This window comes from Streptomyces sp. NPDC001492 (assembly GCF_053597275.1).
Genome location: NZ_JBSFHW010000020.1, coordinates 145400 through 165856 on the forward strand (window position 1 = coordinate 145400; position 20457 = coordinate 165856).

At 70.1% G+C, this 20457-nt stretch carries 23 protein-coding genes and 5 tRNA genes; 7 read left to right on the forward strand and 21 right to left on the reverse strand.

Annotated features, from left to right (window positions below):
- Positions 1-230: 230 nt before the first annotated feature.
- A complete protein-coding gene (locus tag ACWC1K_RS25320) occupies positions 231-1922 on the reverse strand; it encodes a DAK2 domain-containing protein (protein ID WP_450834492.1) in 1692 nt (563 codons plus the stop codon).
- A gap of 255 nt (positions 1923-2177) precedes the next feature.
- Here ACWC1K_RS25320 and rpmB point away from each other — a divergent pair, with 255 nt between their 5' ends.
- Positions 2178-2363 carry a 50S ribosomal protein L28 gene (rpmB, locus tag ACWC1K_RS25325; RefSeq protein ID WP_007384934.1) on the forward strand — a complete coding sequence of 62 codons (186 nt, stop codon included), beginning with the start codon at positions 2178-2180 and terminating at the stop codon, positions 2361-2363.
- Between the two features lie 137 nt (positions 2364-2500).
- Here the strand turns inward: rpmB and thiD are convergent, their stop codons facing one another.
- Together thiD and ACWC1K_RS25335 are read right to left on the reverse strand one after the other, a co-directional pair.
- Positions 2501-3307 carry a bifunctional hydroxymethylpyrimidine kinase/phosphomethylpyrimidine kinase gene (thiD, locus tag ACWC1K_RS25330; protein WP_450834494.1) on the reverse strand — a complete coding sequence of 269 codons (807 nt, stop codon included), beginning with the start codon at positions 3305-3307 and terminating at the stop codon, positions 2501-2503.
- Entirely contained in the window at positions 3304-4269 is a 966-nt protein-coding gene (locus ACWC1K_RS25335; RefSeq protein ID WP_030943058.1) for a thiamine-phosphate kinase, read from the reverse strand. Before ACWC1K_RS25335 ends, thiD begins: the two co-directional genes overlap by 4 nt.
- Before the next feature lie 206 nt (positions 4270-4475).
- On the opposite strand from ACWC1K_RS25335, the gene ACWC1K_RS25340 reads away from it, so the two are divergent.
- Entirely contained in the window at positions 4476-4709 is a 234-nt protein-coding gene (locus tag ACWC1K_RS25340; protein WP_003997603.1) for an Lrp/AsnC family transcriptional regulator, read from the forward strand.
- 20 nt (positions 4710-4729) lie between these two features.
- Positions 4730-5221: a DUF3515 domain-containing protein gene (locus tag ACWC1K_RS25345; RefSeq protein WP_450834495.1), complete on the forward strand. Its 492-nt coding sequence runs from the start codon at positions 4730-4732 to the stop codon at positions 5219-5221.
- Between the two features lie 82 nt (positions 5222-5303).
- Here ACWC1K_RS25345 and ACWC1K_RS25350 read toward each other — a convergent pair whose 3' ends face one another.
- The 3 genes from ACWC1K_RS25350 to ACWC1K_RS25360 are packed head-to-tail and all read right to left on the reverse strand — an operon-like array spanning position 5304 to position 8310.
- Positions 5304-6461, reverse strand: coding sequence for a D-alanine--D-alanine ligase family protein (locus tag ACWC1K_RS25350; RefSeq protein WP_450834496.1), 1158 nt, complete (start codon positions 6459-6461; stop codon positions 5304-5306).
- Between the two features lie 59 nt (positions 6462-6520).
- Complete coding sequence (locus tag ACWC1K_RS25355) at positions 6521-7531, reverse strand: NAD(P)H-dependent glycerol-3-phosphate dehydrogenase (RefSeq protein WP_351475399.1); 1011 nt, start codon at positions 7529-7531, stop codon at positions 6521-6523.
- Complete coding sequence (locus tag ACWC1K_RS25360) at positions 7528-8310, reverse strand: lysophospholipid acyltransferase family protein (protein ID WP_450834498.1); 783 nt, start codon at positions 8308-8310, stop codon at positions 7528-7530. Before ACWC1K_RS25360 ends, ACWC1K_RS25355 begins: the two co-directional genes overlap by 4 nt.
- A gap of 155 nt (positions 8311-8465) precedes the next feature.
- On the opposite strand from ACWC1K_RS25360, the gene cofC reads away from it, so the two are divergent.
- The gene (cofC, locus tag ACWC1K_RS25365) at positions 8466-9104 is read left to right on the forward strand and encodes a 2-phospho-L-lactate guanylyltransferase (protein ID WP_450834499.1); all 639 of its coding nucleotides are present in this window, start codon (positions 8466-8468) and stop codon (positions 9102-9104) included.
- A 210-nt stretch (positions 9105-9314) separates the two neighbouring features.
- Positions 9315-9518: a hypothetical protein gene (locus tag ACWC1K_RS25370; protein ID WP_351475407.1), complete on the forward strand. Its 204-nt coding sequence runs from the start codon at positions 9315-9317 to the stop codon at positions 9516-9518.
- Positions 9519-9595: 77 nt separating this feature from the next.
- Here ACWC1K_RS25370 and ACWC1K_RS25375 read toward each other — a convergent pair whose 3' ends face one another.
- From ACWC1K_RS25375 to leuC, 4 genes are all read right to left on the reverse strand, one after another.
- Positions 9596-10243, reverse strand: coding sequence for an HU family DNA-binding protein (locus ACWC1K_RS25375; protein WP_450834500.1), 648 nt, complete (start codon positions 10241-10243; stop codon positions 9596-9598).
- A 137-nt stretch (positions 10244-10380) separates the two neighbouring features.
- Positions 10381-10611 carry an SCO5555 family protein gene (locus tag ACWC1K_RS25380; protein WP_030943037.1) on the reverse strand — a complete coding sequence of 77 codons (231 nt, stop codon included), beginning with the start codon at positions 10609-10611 and terminating at the stop codon, positions 10381-10383.
- Between the two features lie 265 nt (positions 10612-10876).
- Positions 10877-11470 carry a 3-isopropylmalate dehydratase small subunit gene (gene leuD, locus ACWC1K_RS25385; protein WP_450834501.1) on the reverse strand — a complete coding sequence of 198 codons (594 nt, stop codon included), beginning with the start codon at positions 11468-11470 and terminating at the stop codon, positions 10877-10879.
- A gap of 5 nt (positions 11471-11475) precedes the next feature.
- Positions 11476-12906, reverse strand: a complete 1431-nt coding sequence (leuC, locus tag ACWC1K_RS25390; RefSeq protein ID WP_450834502.1) for a 3-isopropylmalate dehydratase large subunit — start codon at positions 12904-12906, stop codon at positions 11476-11478.
- Between the two features lie 188 nt (positions 12907-13094).
- Here leuC and ndgR point away from each other — a divergent pair, with 188 nt between their 5' ends.
- Positions 13095-13811 carry an IclR family transcriptional regulator NdgR gene (gene ndgR / locus ACWC1K_RS25395; protein WP_015036427.1) on the forward strand — a complete coding sequence of 239 codons (717 nt, stop codon included), beginning with the start codon at positions 13095-13097 and terminating at the stop codon, positions 13809-13811.
- 82 nt (positions 13812-13893) lie between these two features.
- Here ndgR and ACWC1K_RS25400 read toward each other — a convergent pair whose 3' ends face one another.
- Complete coding sequence (locus ACWC1K_RS25400) at positions 13894-14427, reverse strand: DUF4188 domain-containing protein (protein WP_450834504.1); 534 nt, start codon at positions 14425-14427, stop codon at positions 13894-13896.
- An 87-nt stretch (positions 14428-14514) separates the two neighbouring features.
- On the opposite strand from ACWC1K_RS25400, the gene ACWC1K_RS25405 reads away from it, so the two are divergent.
- On the forward strand, positions 14515-15159 hold the full coding sequence (locus ACWC1K_RS25405) for a MerR family transcriptional regulator (RefSeq protein ID WP_450834505.1): 645 nt from the start codon (positions 14515-14517) through the stop codon (positions 15157-15159).
- A gap of 52 nt (positions 15160-15211) precedes the next feature.
- Here the strand turns inward: ACWC1K_RS25405 and ACWC1K_RS25410 are convergent.
- The 10 genes from ACWC1K_RS25410 to ACWC1K_RS25455 all read right to left on the reverse strand — a co-directional run bounded on the left by ACWC1K_RS25410 (position 15212) and on the right by ACWC1K_RS25455 (position 19941).
- Positions 15212-15284: transfer RNA gene (locus ACWC1K_RS25410), tRNA-Glu, on the reverse strand.
- Positions 15285-15325: 41 nt separating this feature from the next.
- Positions 15326-15397: transfer RNA gene (locus ACWC1K_RS25415), tRNA-Gln, on the reverse strand.
- Between the two features lie 20 nt (positions 15398-15417).
- Positions 15418-15490, reverse strand: a tRNA-Glu gene (locus ACWC1K_RS25420).
- A gap of 29 nt (positions 15491-15519) precedes the next feature.
- Positions 15520-15592, reverse strand: a tRNA-Glu gene (locus ACWC1K_RS25425).
- Between the two features lie 39 nt (positions 15593-15631).
- Positions 15632-15703 (reverse strand) — tRNA-Gln (locus tag ACWC1K_RS25430).
- Positions 15704-15794: 91 nt separating this feature from the next.
- Complete coding sequence (locus tag ACWC1K_RS25435) at positions 15795-16526, reverse strand: HAD family hydrolase (protein ID WP_450834507.1); 732 nt, start codon at positions 16524-16526, stop codon at positions 15795-15797.
- A gap of 50 nt (positions 16527-16576) precedes the next feature.
- Positions 16577-17251, reverse strand: coding sequence for a DUF4241 domain-containing protein (locus ACWC1K_RS25440; RefSeq protein WP_450834508.1), 675 nt, complete (start codon positions 17249-17251; stop codon positions 16577-16579).
- A 111-nt stretch (positions 17252-17362) separates the two neighbouring features.
- A complete protein-coding gene (gene gltX / locus ACWC1K_RS25445) occupies positions 17363-18847 on the reverse strand; it encodes a glutamate--tRNA ligase (RefSeq protein ID WP_450834509.1) in 1485 nt (494 codons plus the stop codon).
- Positions 18840-19625 carry a fumarylacetoacetate hydrolase family protein gene (locus ACWC1K_RS25450; protein ID WP_351475432.1) on the reverse strand — a complete coding sequence of 262 codons (786 nt, stop codon included), beginning with the start codon at positions 19623-19625 and terminating at the stop codon, positions 18840-18842. Before ACWC1K_RS25450 ends, gltX begins: the two co-directional genes overlap by 8 nt.
- A 127-nt stretch (positions 19626-19752) precedes the next feature.
- Positions 19753-19941, reverse strand: coding sequence for a hypothetical protein (locus ACWC1K_RS25455; protein ID WP_351475435.1), 189 nt, complete (start codon positions 19939-19941; stop codon positions 19753-19755).
- Positions 19942-20457: the final 516 nt, after the last annotated feature.

Consider the following 20457-nt stretch of genomic DNA (forward strand, 5'->3'; position numbering starts at 1 on the left):
GCCGGCCCGAGCCGAAGCAGACGGCCCACAGCGGCACGGAGCCCGACCCGGCAGGGGGCGGCAGCCCGACCCGGCAGGGAGCGGCAGCCCGACCCGGCAGGGGGCGGCAGCCCGCGACCCGGTCGAGGCCAGGAGCGGTGGCTGCACAGTCCAGGTGCGGACGGCCCGTAGGCGCAGGAGGTCGTGGCCGGCGGACCGGACGGTGTCTGGAGCGGTGGGCCGTAGTGGTGCTATTCGACGCCGATCAAGAGCAGGGCTCCCTGGCGGCCGCCCCGGTACACCACCGTGTCCACGGCGAGGTACGACTCGCGGACGCGGGTCTCCAGGCGGTCCGCGACGGAGTCGGGGGCCTCGTCGCCCAGGACGAGCGTGACCAGTTCGCCGCCGGCCTGGAGCATGCGGTCGAGGACGGTTTCGGCGGTGAGGGTGACGTCGGAGCCGATCACGGCGACGTCGCCGTCGATGAGGCCCAGGACGTCGCCGGCCTGGCAGATTCCGGCCATGGTCCAGGACTGGCGCTCGGCGACGGCGACCTCGGCGTAGCGGGTCGCGCCCGCCGCCGAGGTCATCGAGACGACGTCCTCGTCGAAGCGGCGCTCGGGCTCGTGCACGGCGAGCGCGGCGATCCCCTGGACCGCGGAGCGGGTCGGGATCAGGGCCACCCGGATGCCCTCGACCCGGGCCTGCTCGGCCGCAGCGGCGGCGGTGTGGCGCAGGTCGGCGTCGTTGGGCAGCAGCACGACCTCGCGCGCGTGGGCGCGCCGTACGGCGTCGACGAGCTCACCGCTCGCAGGCGGCTCCCCCGGGCGCGCGAGCACGGTGGTCGCACCGGCCTCGGTGTACAGCCCGGCCAGGCCCTCGCCCGGCACGACGGCCACGACCGCCCGCTGCACCTGCTCCCTGGGCGGCCGCTGCCCGCCGGTGGTGTGCACGTCCCCGACGCCGAAATGGGTGATCCGGATCCGGTACGGCCGCCCCGCCTCGACGCCCGCCTCCACGGCGGCGCCCGCGTCGTCCACATGCACGTGCACGTTCCACAGCCCGTCCCCGCCGACCACGACCAGCGAGTCCCCGAGCTCGTCGAGCCGCGCCCGCAGCCGGTCCACGGCCGCGTCCTCGGCCTCCAGCAGGTAGATCACCTCGAAGGCGGGGCCGCCCTCCAGAGGGGAGGCGCAGTCCTCGGCGACGAGGGTGCTCCCGGCCGCGGCCGTATCGGTCTGCACGCGCGCGTGCGCGCCGGAAGGCGCGACGGCCGCCGGTGCCTCCCCCGTGAACGTCTCCACCAGCGCCGCCAGCACCGCCACCAGCCCCCGCCCGCCGGCGTCGACCACCCCGGCCCGCCCCAGCACGGCCAGCTGCCCCGGGGTCGCGGCCAGCGCAGCGCGGGCTCCCTCGTAGGCCGCGCGTGCCACCGCCCCGCAGTCGCCCTCGGCTCCCATGGCCGCGTCGGCGGCGGCGGAGGCGACCGACAGGACCGTGCCCTCGACGGGGTGCGCGACGGCCTGGCGGGCGGAGTCGGCCGCGTGCCGCAGCGCGAGCCGGAGGCCGGAACCGTCGGTGTGAGACGTCTCACCCTCCGCGGCCAGCACCTGGGCCATGCCGCGCAGCAACTGGGCGAGGATGGTCCCGGAGTTCCCCTGGGCTCCTATCAGCGCCCCGTGCGCCATCGCGCGCGCGGCGTCGGCCAGCAACGGCTTCCCGGCCGCCCCGGCGCCCACCTCGTGCCCGGCGAAGACGGCCTCCACCGCCCCGGCGGCGGACTCCACGGTCAGATAGAGGTTGGTGCCGGTGTCCCCGTCGGCCACGGGGTAGACGTTGATCGCGTCGATCTCCTCACGCGCACGGCCGAGCGCCTCCAGCGCGAGGCCGCACCAGGTGCGCACCGCGAGAGCATCGAAGAATGTCTGCGGCACCTGCGCCACCTGCGCCTCCTCAGGATCCGGACTGGACGCAGCGTAGACCCGGAGCGGGTGACCACCGGAAGAGGGCCGGGAGCGGGGCCCTGACGAGCCATGGTAGTTTCGTTGTACTGGCGCAGTCGTTGTATGCTGCTCCGGTTGCCCGATCCCGATCGGGCCATTCCCCTGGCAGCGCCACTCAGATCTTTGATCCTACGATCTCGATCCCGGCCCGCCGGGATCCCACCGTAAGTGCATCTGAAGTCTTTGGAGTGACCCGTGGCTGCCAACTGCGACGTCTGTGGCAAGGGGCCGGGCTTCGGCAACAGCGTGTCCTTCTCGCACCGCCGTACGTCCCGTCGCTGGAACCCGAACATCCAGCACGTCCGTACCGTGGTCGGCGGAACGCCGAAGCGCCTCAACGTGTGCACCTCGTGCATCAAGGCCGGCAAGGTCTCGCGCTGACGCACAGCTAAGCGCGCGGCCACCGCTGGTTCGCTGCACTGAGCCGGTCCACCTCGGTGGACCGGCTTTTTGCTGTGCCTGACAAGCCTGCCACCTGACAAACCTGTGCCTGACAAGTTGGAAGGCGGTCACCGGCGTCAAGCCGAGGGAGCACCCCTTCCGAGGGCCCAGGCGTGGTCCACGGGCCCGATCCCGCCGCCGAGTGCGAACCCGGCCGCGATCGCCCCGGTGACGTACTCCTTGGCCGCCGCCACCGCCTGAGGCACGGACTGCCCCTTCGCGAGCTGCGACGCGATCGCCGACGCGAGGGTGCAACCCGTGCCGTGCGTGTGCCGGTTGTCGTGCCGGGGGGCGCGCAGCCAGTGTTCCTCGGAGCCGTCGGTGAGCAGGTCGACGGCGGCACCGGACAGATGACCGCCCTTGACGAGCACCCAGCGCGGCCCGTACGCCAGCACGGCCTCGGCGGCCTCGCGCAGATCCGACTCCGACCCGACATGCACACCGGTGAGCTGAGCCACCTCGTCGAGGTTCGGCGTCGCGACGGTCGCCGCGGGCAGCAGCTTCGTCCGTACGGACTCCAGGGCGGAGGCCGCCAGCAGCGAGTCCCCGTGCTTCGAGATGCCGACCGGGTCGACGACCGCGGGGGCATCGGTCGCCGCGATCAACTCGGCGACCGCCTCGACGAGTTCGGCCGAGGCCAGCATCCCCGTCTTGACCGCCTGTACGCCGATGTCGTCGACCACACTCCGGTACTGGGCCCGCACCGCCTCCACCGGCAGCTCCCAAGCCCCTTGCACACCGAGGGAGTTCTGCGCGGTGACCGCCGTGACGACACTCATGCCGTGCACGCCCAGCGCGAGCATCGTCTTCAAGTCGGCCTGGATCCCGGCCCCTCCACCGGAATCGGAGCCCGCGACCGTCAGCACCCTGGGCGGGGCGCTCATGACTCGATGTCCCCGAAGTGGTCCCAGCCGCCCTTGCTGGTCCACGGCGCCCCGTCCACCGTCACCTGGGGCAGCGCCGAGGGGTTGAGCACCTCGCCGATCACCTTCCAGCGGGCCGGCAGCTTCACGTCCGGCGGGAAGGTCGCCACGATCGCGTGGTCCTCTCCCCCGGTGAGCACCCACTGCATGGGGTCGACGCCGACGGCCTGCCCGATGTCGTTCATCTGGGACGGGATGTCGATCGCGCCGGAACGGATGTCGATACGGACCTTGCTGGCCTCGGCGATGTGCCCGAGGTCGGCGATGAGTCCGTCACTGACGTCGCACATGGCGGTCGCGCCGAGCCCCGCGGCCGCCGGACCCGCGTGGTACGGCGGTTCGGGGCGCCGGTGCGCCTCCACGAACGCCCGCGGCGAGCGGAAGCCCCGGGAGAGCACCGCGTAGCCGGCCGCGGACCAGCCCAGCCAGCCGGTCACCGCGACCAGGTCGCCGGGCTGGGCGCCGCCCCGGGTGATCGGCTCCTGGTTGCGCAGATCACCGAGCGCGGTGATCGACACCACGATCGTGTCGCCCCGTACGACATCCCCGCCGACCACGGACGCACCCGCGACCTGACACTCGTCGCGGATGCCGTCCATCAGCTCGCTCGGCCAGGTCACCGGGAGTTCGGCGGGCACGACCAGCCCGAGCAGCAGTGCGGTCGGCACGGCGCCCATGGCGGCGATGTCCGCGAGGTTCTGCGCGGCGGCCTTACGTCCGACGTCGTAGGCGGTGGACCAGTCACGGCGGAAGTGCCGTCCCTCCAGGAGGATGTCGGTGCTGGCCACGACCCGGCGGTCGGGTGCGGCCACCACCGCGGCGTCGTCGCCGGGGCCGACCCGGACCGCCGGGGTGGTGGTGAGACGGGAGGTGAGCTCCCTGATGAGCCCGAACTCCCCGAGCTCACCAACAGTGCCCTTCATTGCCCTTGCTCCCCTTCTGTCCCTGGCCGTGCCCGGTCGCGCGTCATCAGTGTCCTCGATACGGTCGGGGTGACCGTCAACCTTTGCCCTGCCTGCACCCCGGCGCGCAAGCCCCGGCCTCCGCAGGTCTCCCCGCGGCGAGCGGCGACGCGATACCGTGGCGTTCCTTTTCCCCACATGATCCTCGTGGCCGCCCTGGAGGTTCCGTGGTACAGGCGTACATCCTGATCCAGACGGAGGTCGGCAAAGCGTCGACCGTCGCCGAGACGATCAGCAAGATCCCTGGAGTCATCCAGGCCGAGGACGTGACAGGACCTTATGACGTGATCGTGCGGGCCCAGGCCGACACCGTGGACGACCTCGGCCGCATGGTGGTCGCGAAGGTCCAGCAAGTGGACGGCATCACCCGCACCCTGACCTGCCCGGTCGTCCATCTGTAGCCCCCGTCTACCCTTGGCCGGTGAAGTTTTTTCGTCGCCGGCGCCCTGTCGTTGCCGGGCTGCCCGTACTCGCACTGCTGATCGGCGCCGCGGGCTGCTCATCAGCAGACGACAGCGCGTCGGCGACGGTTCCCTCGCCGGGAGCGAAGGTCGCTGCGCTGTGCCGGAGCCTGGACACGATGCTGCCGGCCAAGGTCGACGGTCTGAGTCGCCGGGATCCCGAGCCCGCGTCCGCGCTGACGGCGGGTTGGGGGAACCCGGCGATCATACTGCGCTGCGGTGTTCCGCGGCCCGCGGAGATGAGTGATCCCGAGGCCGACGGGGTCGAGGTGGACGGGGTGGGGTGGTTGCTGCAGAAGCAGAAGGACGGGTCCTTCCGCTTCACCTCGACGCTGCGGAAGGCGTATGTCGAGGTGAGGATCCCTGCGGGACGGAGCGGGGACGGCATGGCGCCGTTGGTCGATCTGGCGCCTGCCATCAAGAAGGCGGTACCGGCGGGTATTGCCGACTAGTCGCTGTGGGCGGACATCCCGTACGTCGGCTGCGGGCCGCCGGGGGCTGATCGCGCAGTTCCCCGCGCCCCTTCCGGGGCGCTCAGCGCAGGCCCGTTGACCTGCGCAGTGCCGCCTGGATGAGCTTGTCGACCAACTCCGGATAGCTGAGGCCGCTCGCCTGCCACATCTGGGGGTACATCGAGATCGGGGTCATGCCGGGCATGGTGTTGATCTCGTTGATCACGAACTCGCCGTCCTCGGTGAGGAAGAAGTCCGCGCGCACCAGGCCCTCGCAGGACGCGGCCTCGAAGGCGTCCACCGCGAGCCGCTGCACCTCGGCGGTCTCCTCGGGCGTCAGCGGTGCCGGCACGATCCCCGGGGTCGAGTCGATGTACTTCGCCTCGAAGTCGTAGTACGCGTGCGCGTCCGGCGGCGGGATCTCGGAGGGCACGCTCGCCCGCGGACCGTCCGCGAACTCCAGCACCCCGCACTCGATCTCGCGGCCGCGCAGCGCGGCCTCCACGAGGATCTTCGGGTCGTGCCGCTGGGCCTCCGCGATCGCCTCGCCGAGGCCCGCGATGTCGTCGACCTTGGTGATGCCGATCGACGAGCCCGCGCGCGCGGGCTTCACGAACAGCGGCCAGCCGTGCTCGCCGGCGAAGTCGACGATCTTCTTGCGGGCGGCCGGCTCGTCCCGCTCCCACTCGCGCGGCCGGATCACCACGTACGGGCCGACCTTGAGCCCGAAGGAGGTGAACACCCGCTTCATGTACTCCTTGTCCTGGCCGACGGCCGAGGCGAGCACACCCGAACCCACGTACGGGACGCCGGAGAGCTCCAGCAGGCCCTGGAGGGTGCCGTCCTCGCCGTACGGGCCGTGCAGAACGGGGAAGACGACGTCGACCTCGCCGAGCGCCTTGGGCACCGATCCGGGCTCGCTGACGACGACTTCGCGGTTGCCGGGGTCCAGGGGGAGCACCACTCCGCCCTCGCCCGACTCGGCGACGTCCTCCACCTCGGGGGTACGGCGGTCGGTGATCGCCATGCGTTCGGGCTCGTCGGCGGTGAGGGCCCAGCGGCCGTCCCGGGTGATACCGATCGGCAGGACGTCGTACTTGGTCCGGTCGATGGCCTTGAGGACGGCGCCGGCGGTGACCACGGAGATCCCGTGTTCGGAGCTGCGCCCGCCGAACACGACGGCCACGCGCGGCTTGCGAGGCGGCTGCTCAGGGCTCTGGGGGAGGTTCTCGGTGCTCATATCGCGTTGAGCGTACCCGTTGGTAGAGCCCCGATACAGCGTCGACTCAGCAGGTTCGCTCAGCGTCGCTCGGGCTTCGCGCTGCGCGACATCAGCTCCTTGAGGGCGACCACCGGAGGCTTGCCCTCGTGCACGATGTCCACGACGGTCTCGGTGATGGGCATCTCCACGCCGTGCCGGCGGGCCAGATCCGCCACGGACTCACAGGACTTGACCCCCTCGGCGGTCTGCTTGGTGACCGCGATGGTCTCCTGCAGGGTCATGCCCTTGCCGAGGTTGGTGCCGAAGGTGTGGTTGCGCGACAGCGGCGAGGAGCAGGTCGCCACCAGGTCGCCCAGGCCCGCGAGTCCGGAGAAGGTCAGCGGGTCGGCGCCCAGCGCGATGCCGAGCCGGGTGGTCTCGGCGAGGCCGCGCGTGATGAGCGAGCCCTTGGCGTTGTCGCCGAGGCCCATGCCGTCCGCGATGCCGACGGCGAGGCCGATCACGTTCTTGACGGCACCGCCCAGTTCGCAGCCGACCACGTCCGTGTTCGTGTACGGCCGGAAGTACGGCGTGTGGCAGGCGGCCTGGAGCCGCTGGGCGACCGCCTCGTCGGTGCAGGCGACGACGGCGGCGGCCGGCATCCGGGCGGCGATCTCACGCGCGAGGTTGGGCCCGGTGACGACGGCGATCCGGTCGGCGCCCACCTTGGCGACGTCCTCGATCACCTCGCTCATCCGCATGGCGGAACCGAGTTCGACGCCCTTCATCAGGGAGACCAGGGTGGTGTCGGGCGCGAGCAGCGGCGCCCACTCGGCGAGGTTGCCGCGCAGCGTCTGCGAGGGGATCGCGAGAACGGTGAAGTCGGCGCCGCGGGCGGCCTCGGCGGCGTCCGCCGTCGCCCGTACGTTGTCCGGGAGTTCGACACCGGGAAGGTAGTCGGGGTTCGTCCGCGTGGAGTTGACCGCCTCCGCGAGTTCGGCCCGCCGGCCCCACAGAGTGACCTCGCACCCCGCGTCGGCGAGCACCATGGCGAACGCGGTGCCCCACGAACCGGTGCCGAAGACGGCCGCCTTGACGGGCTTGCTCACGTACCCTGCCCCTCTTCCTGCTCGGCCTTCTCCTGGACCAGCTTCTGCTCGTGCGTCCTGCGCCGCTGCTCGATCCGCTCACGGCGCGGGTCGTACGGCGTCGCGGGCGCCTTCTCGCCGCGGATCTCCTCCAGCTGGCGGGTGATGGCGGCCATGATGACCTCGGTCGCCTCCTTCAGGAGGTCGGGGGTCATCTCCTTGTCGTAGAAGCGCGAGAGATCGACGGGCGGCCCCGCGAGCACATGGTGGGTCTTGCGCGGCCGGAGGTTCGGCTTCTTGGCGTACGGCGGCAGCAGTTCGTTGGCGCCCCACTGAGCCACGGGAATCACCGGGCACTTGGTGGTGAGGGCGACCCGCGCGGCACCCGTCTTGCCGGTCATGGGCCACTGGTTCGGATCCCGGGTGATGGTGCCCTCGGGGTAGAACGCGACGCACTCCCCGCGCTCCACGGCGTCGATCGCGGCGCGGAATGCGCTCAGCGCGTCCGTGGTCTCGCGGTAGACGGGGATCTGTCCGGTGCCGCGCATCGCGGCCCCGACGAATCCCTTCTTGAAAAGGCCGCTCTTCGCCAGGAATCGCGGAACCCGTCCGGTGTTGTACTGATAGTGCGCGTACGCGAAGGGGTCCACATGGGAATTGTGGTTCACCGCGGTGATAAATCCGCCCTCGGCCGGAATGTGCTCCATTCCGCGCCAGTCCCGCTTGATCAGAACCACCAGCGGCGGTTTGCAGAGCACCGCTGCGAAGCGATACCAGAAGCCGATTCTGCGGCGGGGCACGCGGACACCTTCCTCTAGGGCCTTGGGGGCCGCACAAGTGTCGCCCCAGGCCGCCGGTCTGTCGAGAACACCGTACGCCCCGACGAGGCGACTGCCAGATGGTCCAGGTGACGGCTGAGTGACAATGGCCGCGACAAGAGAGGGACGGAACGCCGGTGCTGTGGACCTTGGTCATACCCCTGAAACCCCTGACGCGCGCCAAGAGCAGGCTCTCGGACACCGCTGCCGACGGGCTGCGCCCCGGCCTCGCCCTCGCCTTCGCCCAGGACACCGTGGCGGCGGCGCTGTCCTGCCCTGCGGTGGGGGATGTGGCGGTCGTCACGGACGACGCCCTGGCCGGGCGCGAGCTCGCCGCGCTGGGCGCCCGGATCGTGCCCGACGAGCCCCACGGCGGCCTCAACGCGGCCCTGACACACGGAGTGACCGCCGTACGCACGGCACGCCCCGAAAGCCCCGTCGCGGCCCTGAACGCCGACCTCCCGGCGCTACGGCCCCTGGAATTGTCCCGCGTCCTGGACACGGCCGCGCAATTCCCCCGCGCTTTCCTCGCCGACGCGGCCGCAATCGGCACGACCCTGCTGGCCGCGGCGGCCGCCCAGGAATTGCTTCCGGCATTCGGCCCGGATTCCCGCGCCCGGCACCGGGCGTCCGGAGCCGTGGAGCTCGCGCTCGGGGATGTGGATTCCGTACGCCAGGACGTGGACACGGGCGGCGACTTGCGCGCGGCGCTGGCGCTGGGGGTGGGGCGGTACACTGCGGCCGTTTCGGCGGGTTTGCTGATTCCCGGGACCTGAGGTGCCGGAGCGGGGTTGGGGCGCTGCTCGCTGATAGGTGCCGCCTGCGCCCACCCGTGCCGCCCTGAGCGGCACGATTGCCCGCAGGCTCGGGTGGCGCCCTGAAGGGGCGCGGGGAACTGCGCGACCAGCCACGACGCGCCCGCAGTCGGCAGACAACCGCACTCCAACGGCGAGCCGCCGCAGGCACTACGCACTACGCTGGCCGCCATGCAAGCAACCGCATACACGTACGACGCCGAGACAAGAACGGGCAGCGTGCTGCTCGACGACGGCACCCCGGTGCCCTTCGACGCGCCGGCGTTCGACGCGGGCGGCCTGCGACTGCTCCGCCCCGGGCAACGGGTCCGTATCGAGACGGAGGGCGCCAAGGACAGCCTCCGGATCACCCTGGTGACACTCCAGACCCTCTGACCCCGGGAAACACGCCGCGGGCCGGACTCCGATGCGGAGTCCGGCCCGGCGCGTGAGTGCCCCTGTGCCCTTGCCTCTTACCTCTTGCGGGCCGTGGCCGTCTTGGCGGTGGTGGTCTTGCGAGCCGTCGACTTCTTGGCGGGGGCCTTCTTGGCCGTCGCCTTCTTCGCCGGGGCCTTCTTGGCGGTCGCCTTGGTGGCCGTCGTCTTCTTCGCCGCGGTGGTCTTGGCGGCGCCCGTGGTCTTCTTCGCCGTCGTCTTCTTCGCGGTCGTCTTCTTGGCGGTCGGCGTGGCCTTCTTGGCCGTCGTCTTCTTCGCCGTGGTCTTCTTGGCGGTGGCCGCCTTGGTGGTCTTCTTGGCGGCCGCCTTCTTCACGGTCGCCGAGGCGCCACCGGTCAGGCTGCCCTTGGGCGCCTTCTTGACGGCGACCTCGCCGCCGCGCGGGAGCTTCTTCGAGCCGCTCACCAGGTCCTTGAAGCCCTGGCCCGCGCGGAAGCGCGGAACGGAGGTCTTCTTGACCCGAACCCGCTCGCCGGTCTGCGGGTTGCGGGCGTAGCGGGCCGGACGGTCGACCTTCTCGAACGAGCCGAAGCCGGTGACCGAGACCCGGTCCCCGGCGACGGTCGCGCGGACGATGGCGTCCAGGACCGCGTCGACAGCGTCGGCGGCCTGCTGTCGGCCGCCCAGCTTGTCGGCAATCGCTTCTACGAGCTGCGCCTTGTTCACGTCTTCCCCTTCGGAGACATTGCCCGAACGAAAGTGTTCAAGCTTTTTCGCACGTTAGGCAGATATATACCGCAAATCAAACACGAAACGGGCTAATCACCCGTGCGTCGCAACGAACTCGGCTGTCTCGAACGCGTTCAGCGGTCCTCTTCGGGGAATCGACCCTCGTCGAGGTCCACGGTGAACGCCTCCAGACGCCTTGCCGCGTCGGCGAGATCGTGCTTGGCCGCGGCCGTAATGACCAGCAGCTTCCGGGTCAGCGCCATCCGTACGCCCTCCGGGACTTGCAGTGCGCGCACCCTTGAGTGCGCTTCCTTCAGTTGGTCCGCGACCGCCGCATAGAGCTCGAGTTGGCCGTCGTGTTCCATGCACAGATTGTGCCATCTGGGGCGAGTTGTCGCCTGCGGGGGTCGCAACTGATGCCTCAAACGGCCTTCCGGGCTCCGGCGGAAGTCAGGCCCGCACAACTCGGCTACCCCGGCAACAACCGTCGTAACGTGGGAAGTTGGGAAAAGGCGGCAGAGCCCCCGAGCCGGTTCGGGCCCGGACACAGCTGTACCCCCGATCGGGCTGATCGGGGGTACAGCGGGGGTGTTCAGGTGGCCGAAACCCGACCTGCTCGGGGGCCGAGGATCAGACCTGGAGCGTCCGCGGCTTGTACGACGGGCGCTTGGCCTCGTACGCGGCGATGTCGGCCTCGTTCTGGAGGGTGATGGAGATGTCGTCCAGCCCGTTCAGCAGCCGCCAGCGGGAGTTCTCGTCCAGCTCGAAGGAGGCGGTGATGCCCTCGGCGCGCACCTCGCGGGCCTCCAGGTCGACGGTGATCTCGGCCTCGGGGTCCTTCTCCGTGAGCTCCCACAGCGCGTCCACGATCTTCTGCTCCAGAACGACCGTGAGCAGGCCGTTCTTCAGCGAGTTGCCGCGGAAGATGTCGGCGAAGCGGGAGGAGATCACGGTCTTGAAGCCGTAGTTCTGCAGCGCCCACACCGCGTGCTCACGGGAGGAGCCGGTGCCGAAGTCGGGGCCGGCGACCAGGACCGTGGCGCCCTTGCGCTCCGGGCGGTTGAGGATGAAGTTCTCGTCCTTGCGCCAGGCCTCGAACAGCCCGTCCTCGAAACCGTCCCTCGTGACCTTCTTGAGCCAGTGAGCAGGGATGATCTGGTCGGTGTCGACGTTGGAGCGGCGCAGCGGGACCGCCCGGCCGGTGTGCGTGGTGAATGCTTCCATGACTCTCAGACTCCAGCGGGCGTACGGGTCTCGGCGTCGGACAGGTCGGCCGGGGAGGCCAGGTGGCCCAGGACCGCCGTCGCGGCGGCGACCTGCGGCGACACCAGGTGCGTACGACCGCCCTTGCCCTGTCGGCCTTCGAAGTTGCGGTTGGAGGTGGACGCGGAGCGCTCGCCCGGGGCCAGCTGGTCGGGGTTCATGCCGAGGCACATCGAGCAGCCCGCGTGCCGCCATTCGGCGCCGGCCTCCTTGAAGACCACGTCCAGGCCCTCGGAGACGGCCTGCAGACCCACGCGCGCGGAGCCCGGGACGACCAGCATCCGTACGCCTTCGGCGACTTTGCGGCCCTTGACGAGCTCGGCCGCGGCGCGCAGGTCCTCGATGCGGCCGTTGGTGCAGGAGCCTACGAAGACGGTGTCCACCTTGATGGAGCGCAGCGGCTGCCCGGCCTCCAACCCCATGTATTCCAGGGCCTTTTCGGCGGCGAGGCGCTCCGAAGCGTCTTCGTACGAAGCAGGGTCGGGGACGGACGCCGAAAGCGGCGCACCCTGGCCGGGGTTGGTGCCCCAGGTGACGAACGGCGACAGCGACGCCGCGTCGATGACGACCTCGGCGTCGAACTCGGCGTCCTCGTCCGTCTTCAGCGTCTTCCAGTACGCGACGGCGGCGTCCCAGTCCTCGCCCTCGGGGGCGTGCGGGCGGCCCTTGAGGTACTCGAAGGTGGTCTCGTCCGGGGCGATCATGCCCGCCCGGGCGCCGGCCTCGATCGACATGTTGCAGATGGTCATCCGGGCCTCCATCGAGAGCTTCTCGATGGCGGAGCCGCGGTACTCCAGGATGTAGCCCTGGCCGCCGCCGGTGCCGATCTTGGCGATGATCGCCAGGATCAGGTCCTTGGCCGTGACGCCCTCGGGCAGTTCGCCGTCGACCGTGATCGCCATGGTCTTCGGACGGGCCAGCGGCAGCGTCTGGGTGGCCAGCACATGCTCGACCTGCGAGGTGCCGATGCCGAACGCCAGCGCGCCGAAGGCGCCGTGCGTGGAGGTGTGGGAGTCACCGCAGACGACCGTCATGCCGGGCTGGGTCAGACCCAGCTGCGGGCCGACGACGTGCACGACGCCCTGCTCGACGTCGCCCAGCGGGTGCAGCCGGACGCCGAACTCGGCGCAGTTCTTGCGCAGCGTCTCCAGCTGGGCCCGGGAGACCGGGTCCGCGATCGGCTTGTCGATGTCGAGGGTCGGGGTGTTGTGGTCCTCGGTCGCGATGGTGAGGTCGAGACGGCGCACCGGGCGGCCGCTGAGACGCAGACCGTCGAAGGCCTGCGGGCTGGTCACCTCGTGCAGGAGGTGGAGATCGATGAAGAGAAGGTCGGGCTCGCCCTCGGCGCGCCGGACGACGTGGTCGTCCCAGACCTTCTCCGCGAGTGTCCTACCCATCGCTTTCCCTCCGGCCGGCAAACGTCCACCGGCCCAACTAGAGATCTTGAGGAGACGGCACCCGGCCCCAATTCACGGGCGTCCGTCATCCGGCCCGTTCGGTCAGCGGGCCGCTGTGCATACAAGGGTTGCGCGTCTCACGGAAAAAGGAACTTGCGTTTCACAGAGTGAGACGTGAGTATCGTTTCATGGACAACAGTAGCGGCGTGGGCGTTCTGGACAAGGCGGCCCTTGTCCTCAGCGCCCTGGAGTCCGGACCTGCCACCCTCGCGGGACTGGTGGCGGCCACCGGACTGGCACGACCGACGGCCCACAGACTGGCCGTGGCCCTTGAGCACCACCGTATGGTGGCACGCGACATGCAGGGCCGTTTCATTCTCGGCCCGCGCCTGGCGGAGCTGGCCGCGGCCGCCGGCGAGGACCGTCTCCTCGCGACCGCGGGCCCGGTGCTCACGCATCTGCGGGACGTCACGGGCGAGAGCGCCCAGCTCTACCGCCGCCAGGGCGACATGCGCATCTGCGTCGCCGCGGCGGAGCGCCTGTCCGGACTTCGGGACACCGTCCCGGTCGGCTCGACGCTCACGATGAAGGCCGGCTCCTCGGCACAGATCCTGATGGCCTGGGAAGAGCCGGAGCGGCTGCACCGAGGCCTGCAGGGCGCCCGCTTCACGGCCACCGCGCTCTCGGGCGTACGACGCCGCGGCTGGGCCCAGTCCATCGGCGAGCGGGAACCGGGCGTCGCGTCCGTCTCCGCGCCCGTACGCGGCCCGTCCAACCGCGTGGTGGCCGCCGTGTCCGTCTCCGGCCCCATCGAGCGCCTGACGCGCCACCCGGGCCGTATGCACGCCCAGGCGGTCATCGACGCCGCCGCCCGTCTCTCCGAGGCACTGCGCCGCACCGGCTGACCGCGGGACCGTGGGAGTCGTCAGCGGGGAGAGCCCGCCTCAACGCCGCGGCAGGCCCTCCCCGCTCCCCCGTCCCCCCCGGTCACCCGGTCTTCCCGGCCGCCTTCTGCTCGACGTCGGCCGCCGACCGGTATGCGAAACGGTTCTTGGCGTACCGCCCCCGCCGCTCCAGCGGCACCTGACCGTGCGCTCCCGCGAGACCGAACGCGGGCATGTCGAAGTAGATCGACTCGTAGGCCCCCTCCGGCACCACGTACGTCTCGTGCCACAGCCCCACGTGCTGCCGGGCCTTCCCCGCCTTCTCCTTGCGGTTGATGACCGCCCACGCCTTGTGATGGAACATCTGCGGCGAGTGCGCGTAGTCGTACAGCTTCTCCTTCGACTCCCAGTACTGGACGACGTAGTACGTCCGCGGTGATGCCGTCAGCATCACGTGCCCCAGCAGCCCCCGGTCACGGTCCCGCGCAAGCTCCCCAAGCATGCGGAACATCGACCACATGACCGGCAGCCACTGGTGCACCGCCCAGAAGTGATTGACCCGCACCCCGATGAGCAGGACCACCACATCGCCCTCGGCATCCGCGGTCGTACGGCCCGGCACCGGTTTCGCGAACATGGCGACCCCTCGCTCCTCGTCGGATAGCGGCACTATCCTTCTGTTCGGTGCTTGGATAGTGACACTTTCCAAGGAAGGGCGCAAGAGATGCGGCTGGCCGAGCTCAGCGAGCGCAGTGGAGTGTCCACCGCGACGATCAAGTACTACCTGCGCGAAGGGCTGTTGCCGCCGGGCCGCCAGATCAACGCCACGACCGCCGAGTACGACGAGGAGCACCTGCGCCGACTGCGGCTGGTCCGCGCGATGATCCAGGTCGGCCGGGTGCCGGTGGCGACGGTCCGGGAGGTGCTGGGGCATGTCGACGACGAGTCACTGAGCCGCACAATGAGGGTGGGCGCCGCGCTCTGGGCGCTGCCACAGGTGCCGGAGCCTGACGAGGAGGACGAATTCGTCCAGCGCGCGCACCGGGAGGTCGCCGCACTGCTGGACGCCCTCGGCTGGGAGAACGCCAAGCAGCTCACCACCATCTCCCCCTCGTACCGGCAGTTGGTGGTCTCGGTGGCCGCGTTCCGCCGGCTCGGCTACGACTGGGACGCCGAACTCCTTTTGCCCCACGCCAAGTTGATGCACCAGGCGGCGATCGCCGACCTGGACTTCATGGAGACGCATGCGTCGGAGGAGGAGAAGGTGGAGGCCGCGGTGGCCAGCGCGGTCCTGGTGGAGCCGATGCGCCAGGCGCTGCACCGGCTGGCCCAGGAGGAGGAGACGGCGCGGCGGTACGGTTTCGAGTGAACCCCGGGTACACAGAAGGCCCCCCACCGAAGTGGAGGGCCTTCCCTGTGCGTACCCCCGACCGGATTCGAACCGGCGCTACCGCCTTGAGAGGGCGGCGTGCTAGGCCGCTACACAACGGGGGCGAGGATCTTGCAAGCGCTTGTTACACCGCCGCAGATCCGAGCTGGTCTACCTGGACTCGAACCAAGACTAACTGAACCAGAATCAGTCGTGCTGCCAATTACACCATAGACCAATGTGGTTTAGACCAGTTTGTACCCCCGACCGGATTCGAACCGGCGCTACCGCCTTGAGAGGGCGGCGTGCTAGGCCGCTACACAACGGGGGCCCTAGCGATCCCGAGTCGATCGAGATCAGTACCCCCGACCGGATTCGAACCGGCGCTACTGCCTTGAGAGGGCAGCGTGCTAGGCCGCTACACAACGGGGGCTTCGCGGATGAGATCCGCAGTGCGGATGAGCTCCGCGAGCTGGCCTACCTGGACTCGAACCAAGACTAACTGAACCAGAATCAGTCGTGCTGCCAATTACACCATAGGCCACTGGAACGCAAGCCCCTGCGGGGTTCTTGTTCTAGTTCGCTCCTCCAGGTCCAGGCCTTTCGGCCCGCTCCCCGGCGGCGCAGGAAGAACATTACCCGAAGGTGGACGGGGCTCCAAAACGGGTATCGGCGCCGAGCACGGCGGGGAGTTCGGCGAGGGAGGCGATCCGGTGGGGACCCGTGGGTGTGTCACCGCCGGTGTGCGCGCCGTTGCGGTCGATCCACACCGACAGCAGTCCCGCGTCGGCGGCGCCGCGCCCGTCGATCTCCGGGTGGTCCCCGACGTACGCGACCTCGTGCGGCGCGAGTTCCAGGGCCTCGCAGGCTGCCAGGAAGGCGCCGGCCTCGGGCTTGGAGACGCCGAGTTCGGCCGCGCACAGGATCGTCTCGAAGCGGTCGTGCACTCCGAGGGTGCGCAGCTTGTGGTCCTGGACGGTGAGGCTGGAGTTGGAGAGCACGGCGTGCCGGTGGCTGGCGGCAAGGGCGTCGAGGACCGGCAGGACGTCCGGGAAGAGCGCCCAGGCGGCCTTGTAGTGCGTCATGTACCGCTGGAACCAGGCGTCGGCCTCGGCAGCGCCCAGGGGTGTGTCCAGGAACACCCGGATGCGCTCGCGGCGCTGCTCCTCGAAGGACAGCTCCCCCGCCGAGAACCGCGCCCACTGCCGGTCGGTGATCTCCCGCCAGCGTGCGAGGGCCTGCTCCGGGGTCTCGTCCCCGGTGAGCAGGCCCTCGGCGGCCAGATGGGACCGCATGCCCTCGCGGTCCGCGCTGGTGTAGTCGAAGAGGGTGTCGTCGACGTCCCAGACCACGGCGCGAATGCTCATGATCCGACGGTAACCCGGAGGTCGGGGGCGTGTCCGTGGATCGGCGACTGTCACACGGGGGCGTCGGTGGGGGCCGGCGCGACGAAGAAGTCCGTGAGGTAGCAGGTGACCTCGCCTGCGGCGGTGCGGCCGATCCAGGTGGGGTAGAACCCGTCGCCCCAGCCGGAGGTGAAGGCGGCCAGCGTGTGGCCGGTGGTGGTGGAGGTGACCACATGGGGCCCGTGCGACCAGTCGCTGTTCTCGAAGGCCTCCCACAGCGGCCCCTCTTCCTCCTCGGTCCCGGGGAAGGCCTCCTCGGCCGAGGCGTCGTAGAAGCAGCCGGTGCCGGCGTCGACGCCGTAGCCGAAGAACTCGTCGTCCCCGAGTTCGGCGAGGTCCTGTTCCGGGCCGACGGCCAACTCCCAGGTCACGGTCGGCTCGTCGCGGATCACGAGGCGGGCCGCCGCCACCCGCCGGTGGGGGCGCTCGGCCGGGGGCTCGCCGGGGCGGGTCAGGGTCGCGACAGCCGCGTCGACGCGGTAGCGACCGGGGGCGACGGTGACGGTGAACGGTTCTATGTCCCCGGACCCGAGGTAGACGAACGGGTCGCAGGCGACGACCCGTCCGGTGGGCAGCTCGAGCATCCCGCCGTCGGCCACGTGGATGACGCCCGTCTGCCCGGACTCGTAGGCGAACGTGCTGCCCGGGGTGAACAGCCAGGTGTAGTCACGAGGAGACATCGGCATGACGGGTGCCCTTCCGGATCTTGAGTGCGATGCCGGAACACTAGTGGGCCCCACTGACAACGCCGAGGGGCGGCGGCCGCGACGGCCACCGCCCCTGCACGCGCGGGTGCGCTACGCGGCCAGCTTCGTCAGTGCCGCGTCGATCCGTGCCAGGGTCTTGTCCTTGCCCAGGATCTCCAGGGACTCGAACAGGGGCAGGCCGACCGTGCGGCCGGTGACGGCGACGCGGACCGGGGCCTGGGCCTTGCCCAGCTTGAGGCCGTGCGCCTCGCCGGCGGCCAGGACGGCCTCCTTGAGGGACTCGGCGGAGGCCCAGTCGGCGGACTCCAGCTTCTCGCGGGCCGTGCGCAGGAGGGCGTCCGAGCCTTCCTTCATGGCCTTCGTCCAGGAGGCCTCGTCGAAGACCGGCTCGGCGAGGAACAGGAAGTCGACGTTGTCCGTGATCTCCGAGAGGACCTTCAGCCGGGTCTGGGCGTGCGGGGCGATCGCCTGCCACTTGGCCTCGTCGAAGTCCTCCGGCGCCCAGGGGGCGAACGGGGCCCTGAGCCAGGGGGCGCAGCGCTCCGTGAAGTCCTTCACGTCCAGCAGACGGATGTGGTCGGCGTTGATCGCCTCGCACTTCTTGAGGTCGAAGCGGGCCGGGTTGGGGTTCACGTCCGTGATGTCGAAGGCCGCGACCATCTCCTCGATCGAGAAGATGTCCTGGTCCGCGGAGAGCGACCAGCCCAGCAGGGACAGGTAGTTCAGCAGGCCCTCCGGGAGGAACCCGCGCTCGCGGTACAGGTTGAGCGAGGACTCCGGGTCGCGCTTCGAGAGCTTCTTGTTGCCCTCGCCCATGACGTACGGCAGGTGGCCGAAGGCCGGGATCTCCTTGGCGATGCCCAGCTCGATCAGCGCCTTGTACAGGGCGATCTGGCGAGGGGTGGAGGAGAGCAGGTCCTCGCCGCGCAGGACGTGGGTGATCTCCATCAGGGCGTCGTCGACCGGGTTGACCAGGGTGTACAGCGGGGCGCCGTTCGCGCGGACGATGCCGTAGTCCGGGACGTTCTCCGGCGTGAACGTCAGCTCGCCGCGGACCAGGTCCGTGAAGGTGATCGTCTCGTCGGGCATGCGGAAGCGGACGATCGGCGTACGGCCCTGGGCCTTGTACTCCTCGACCTGCGCGGCCGCGAGGTCGCGGCAGTGGCCGTCGTAGCCGGACGGCTTGCCGGCGGCGCGGGCGGCCTCGCGGCGGGTGTCCAGCTCCTGCTGGGAGCAGTAGCAGTGGTACGCGTGCCCGGCGGCGAGGAGCTTCTCGGCGACGTCCGCGTAGATGTCCATGCGCTGCGACTGGCGGTACGGCGCGTGCGGGCCGCCGACCTCGGGGCCCTCGTTCCAGTCGAAGCCCAGCCAGCGCATCGAGTCGAGCAGCTGGTTGTACGACTCCTCGGAGTCGCGGGCGGCGTCGGTGTCCTCGATGCGGAAGACCAGGGTGCCCTGGTGGTGCCGGGCGAACGCCCAGTTGAACAGGGCGGTGCGGACCAGGCCCACATGGGGGTTACCGGTGGGCGAGGGGCAGAAACGGACGCGTACGGGGGAGCCGGGTGCGCTAGCCACGCTTGACAACCTTGTTGGTGAGAGTGCCGATGCCTTCGATGGTGACGGCGACCTCGTCGCCGACGGTGAGCGGTCCGACGCCTGCCGGGGTGCCCGTGAGGATCACGTCGCCGGGGAGCAGCGTCATGGCCTCGGAGATGTTGACGATCAGGTCCTCGATGGGGTGGATCATCTCGCTGGTGCGGCCGAGCTGGCGTTGTTCGCCGTTGACCGTGAGCTGGACGGTCAGGTCGGACGCGGTGGCGAGGTCGATGTCCGTCTCCACCCAGGGGCCGAGCGGGCAGGAGCTGTCGAAGCCCTTGGCCCGGGCCCACTGCTTCTCGCGCTTCTGCACATCACGGGCGGTGACGTCGTTGGCGCAGGTGTAGCCGAAGATCACGTCGGCCACGCGCTCGCGGGGGACCTCGCGGCACATGCGGCCGATGACCACGGCAAGTTCGGCCTCGTGGTGGAGGTCCTCGGAGAAGGGCGGGTACTGGATCTCGTCGCCGGGGCCGATCACCGAGGTGGAGGGCTTGAAGAAGGCGAACGGCGCGTCGGGCACCTCGTTGCCCAGCTCCCGCGCGTGCTCCGCGTAGTTGCGGCCGAAGGCCACGACCTTGTTGGGGAGCACCGGCGGCAGCAACCGGACCTTGCTCAGCGGCACCTTCGTACCGGAGAGCTCGAAGTCCGCGAACGGGATGCCCTTGATGATGTCGAGGACGAGCTCGTCCGGCTTGTCGCCCTCGACCGCGCCGAAGGCGACGTTCCCGTCGATGGAGAACCTGGCGATGCGCACGGGATCCTGCGCCCCTCACTTGAGCCGGCTGGAGTCTGACGCTCCAGGCTAACGCGGTGAGGAGGCTGCGCCTCGCGCATTTGATTCGTGCGCGGCCGAGGTGAGTGATCTACGGCCGGTGTGCGTACTACTGCGCGACGGAGGCCGTGGCGGGGGCCTCCACCAGGATGGTGCGGCGCGGGTTGGCCGTCTGGGACGGGAGGTCGACGGAGTGCTCCGGCTGCTGCGGCGTCTGCAGTGCGTCGGCGTCCTCGAGGTGCGCCAGCGTCGTGCGCCGCGGGTTGGCTATGTTGCGGAACATCATCGTCGTCTTCACTGTTGTACGTGACCTTGTCGTCTTCGGGCGCCCGGCCGGGGCCTCGGGCCCCTCGCGCAGGCGCGGTTGTCAAAGTGTTACGTCCTGTAAAGCGTCAGGCTAAACATTCAATTCCCTTCGCAAGACGCGAAGATCCCATGATCAGTATGTGAGTTTGCTCACGACCCGGCAGGCAAAACGGTCAATTCCGGCCTGGGGTCGACCCCTACAAAACGGACATTGGCTCCCTGAAGCCATCATTCCGCTCCTGATCATGGCGACTGGGACACCGCTCCCACCTGGGCGACTCGCTCGCATAAGTCCGTTATGGACGAGATCACTTTCTACGTCCGGTAATCCCGCACTCACGTGCAGTCACGTGCGTCACGGCATAGTGCCCGGCCCTTGTTGGAGATCCGGCACTGTGCTGGAATTCCACGGACCGCCGCAGGATCGAGCCGGCGCACAGGGGGCGCGACGAGCGTCGCGTGCGGCGAGAGGGGGGAACCAGCGCCGGTCACTTCACGACCGCAGGGG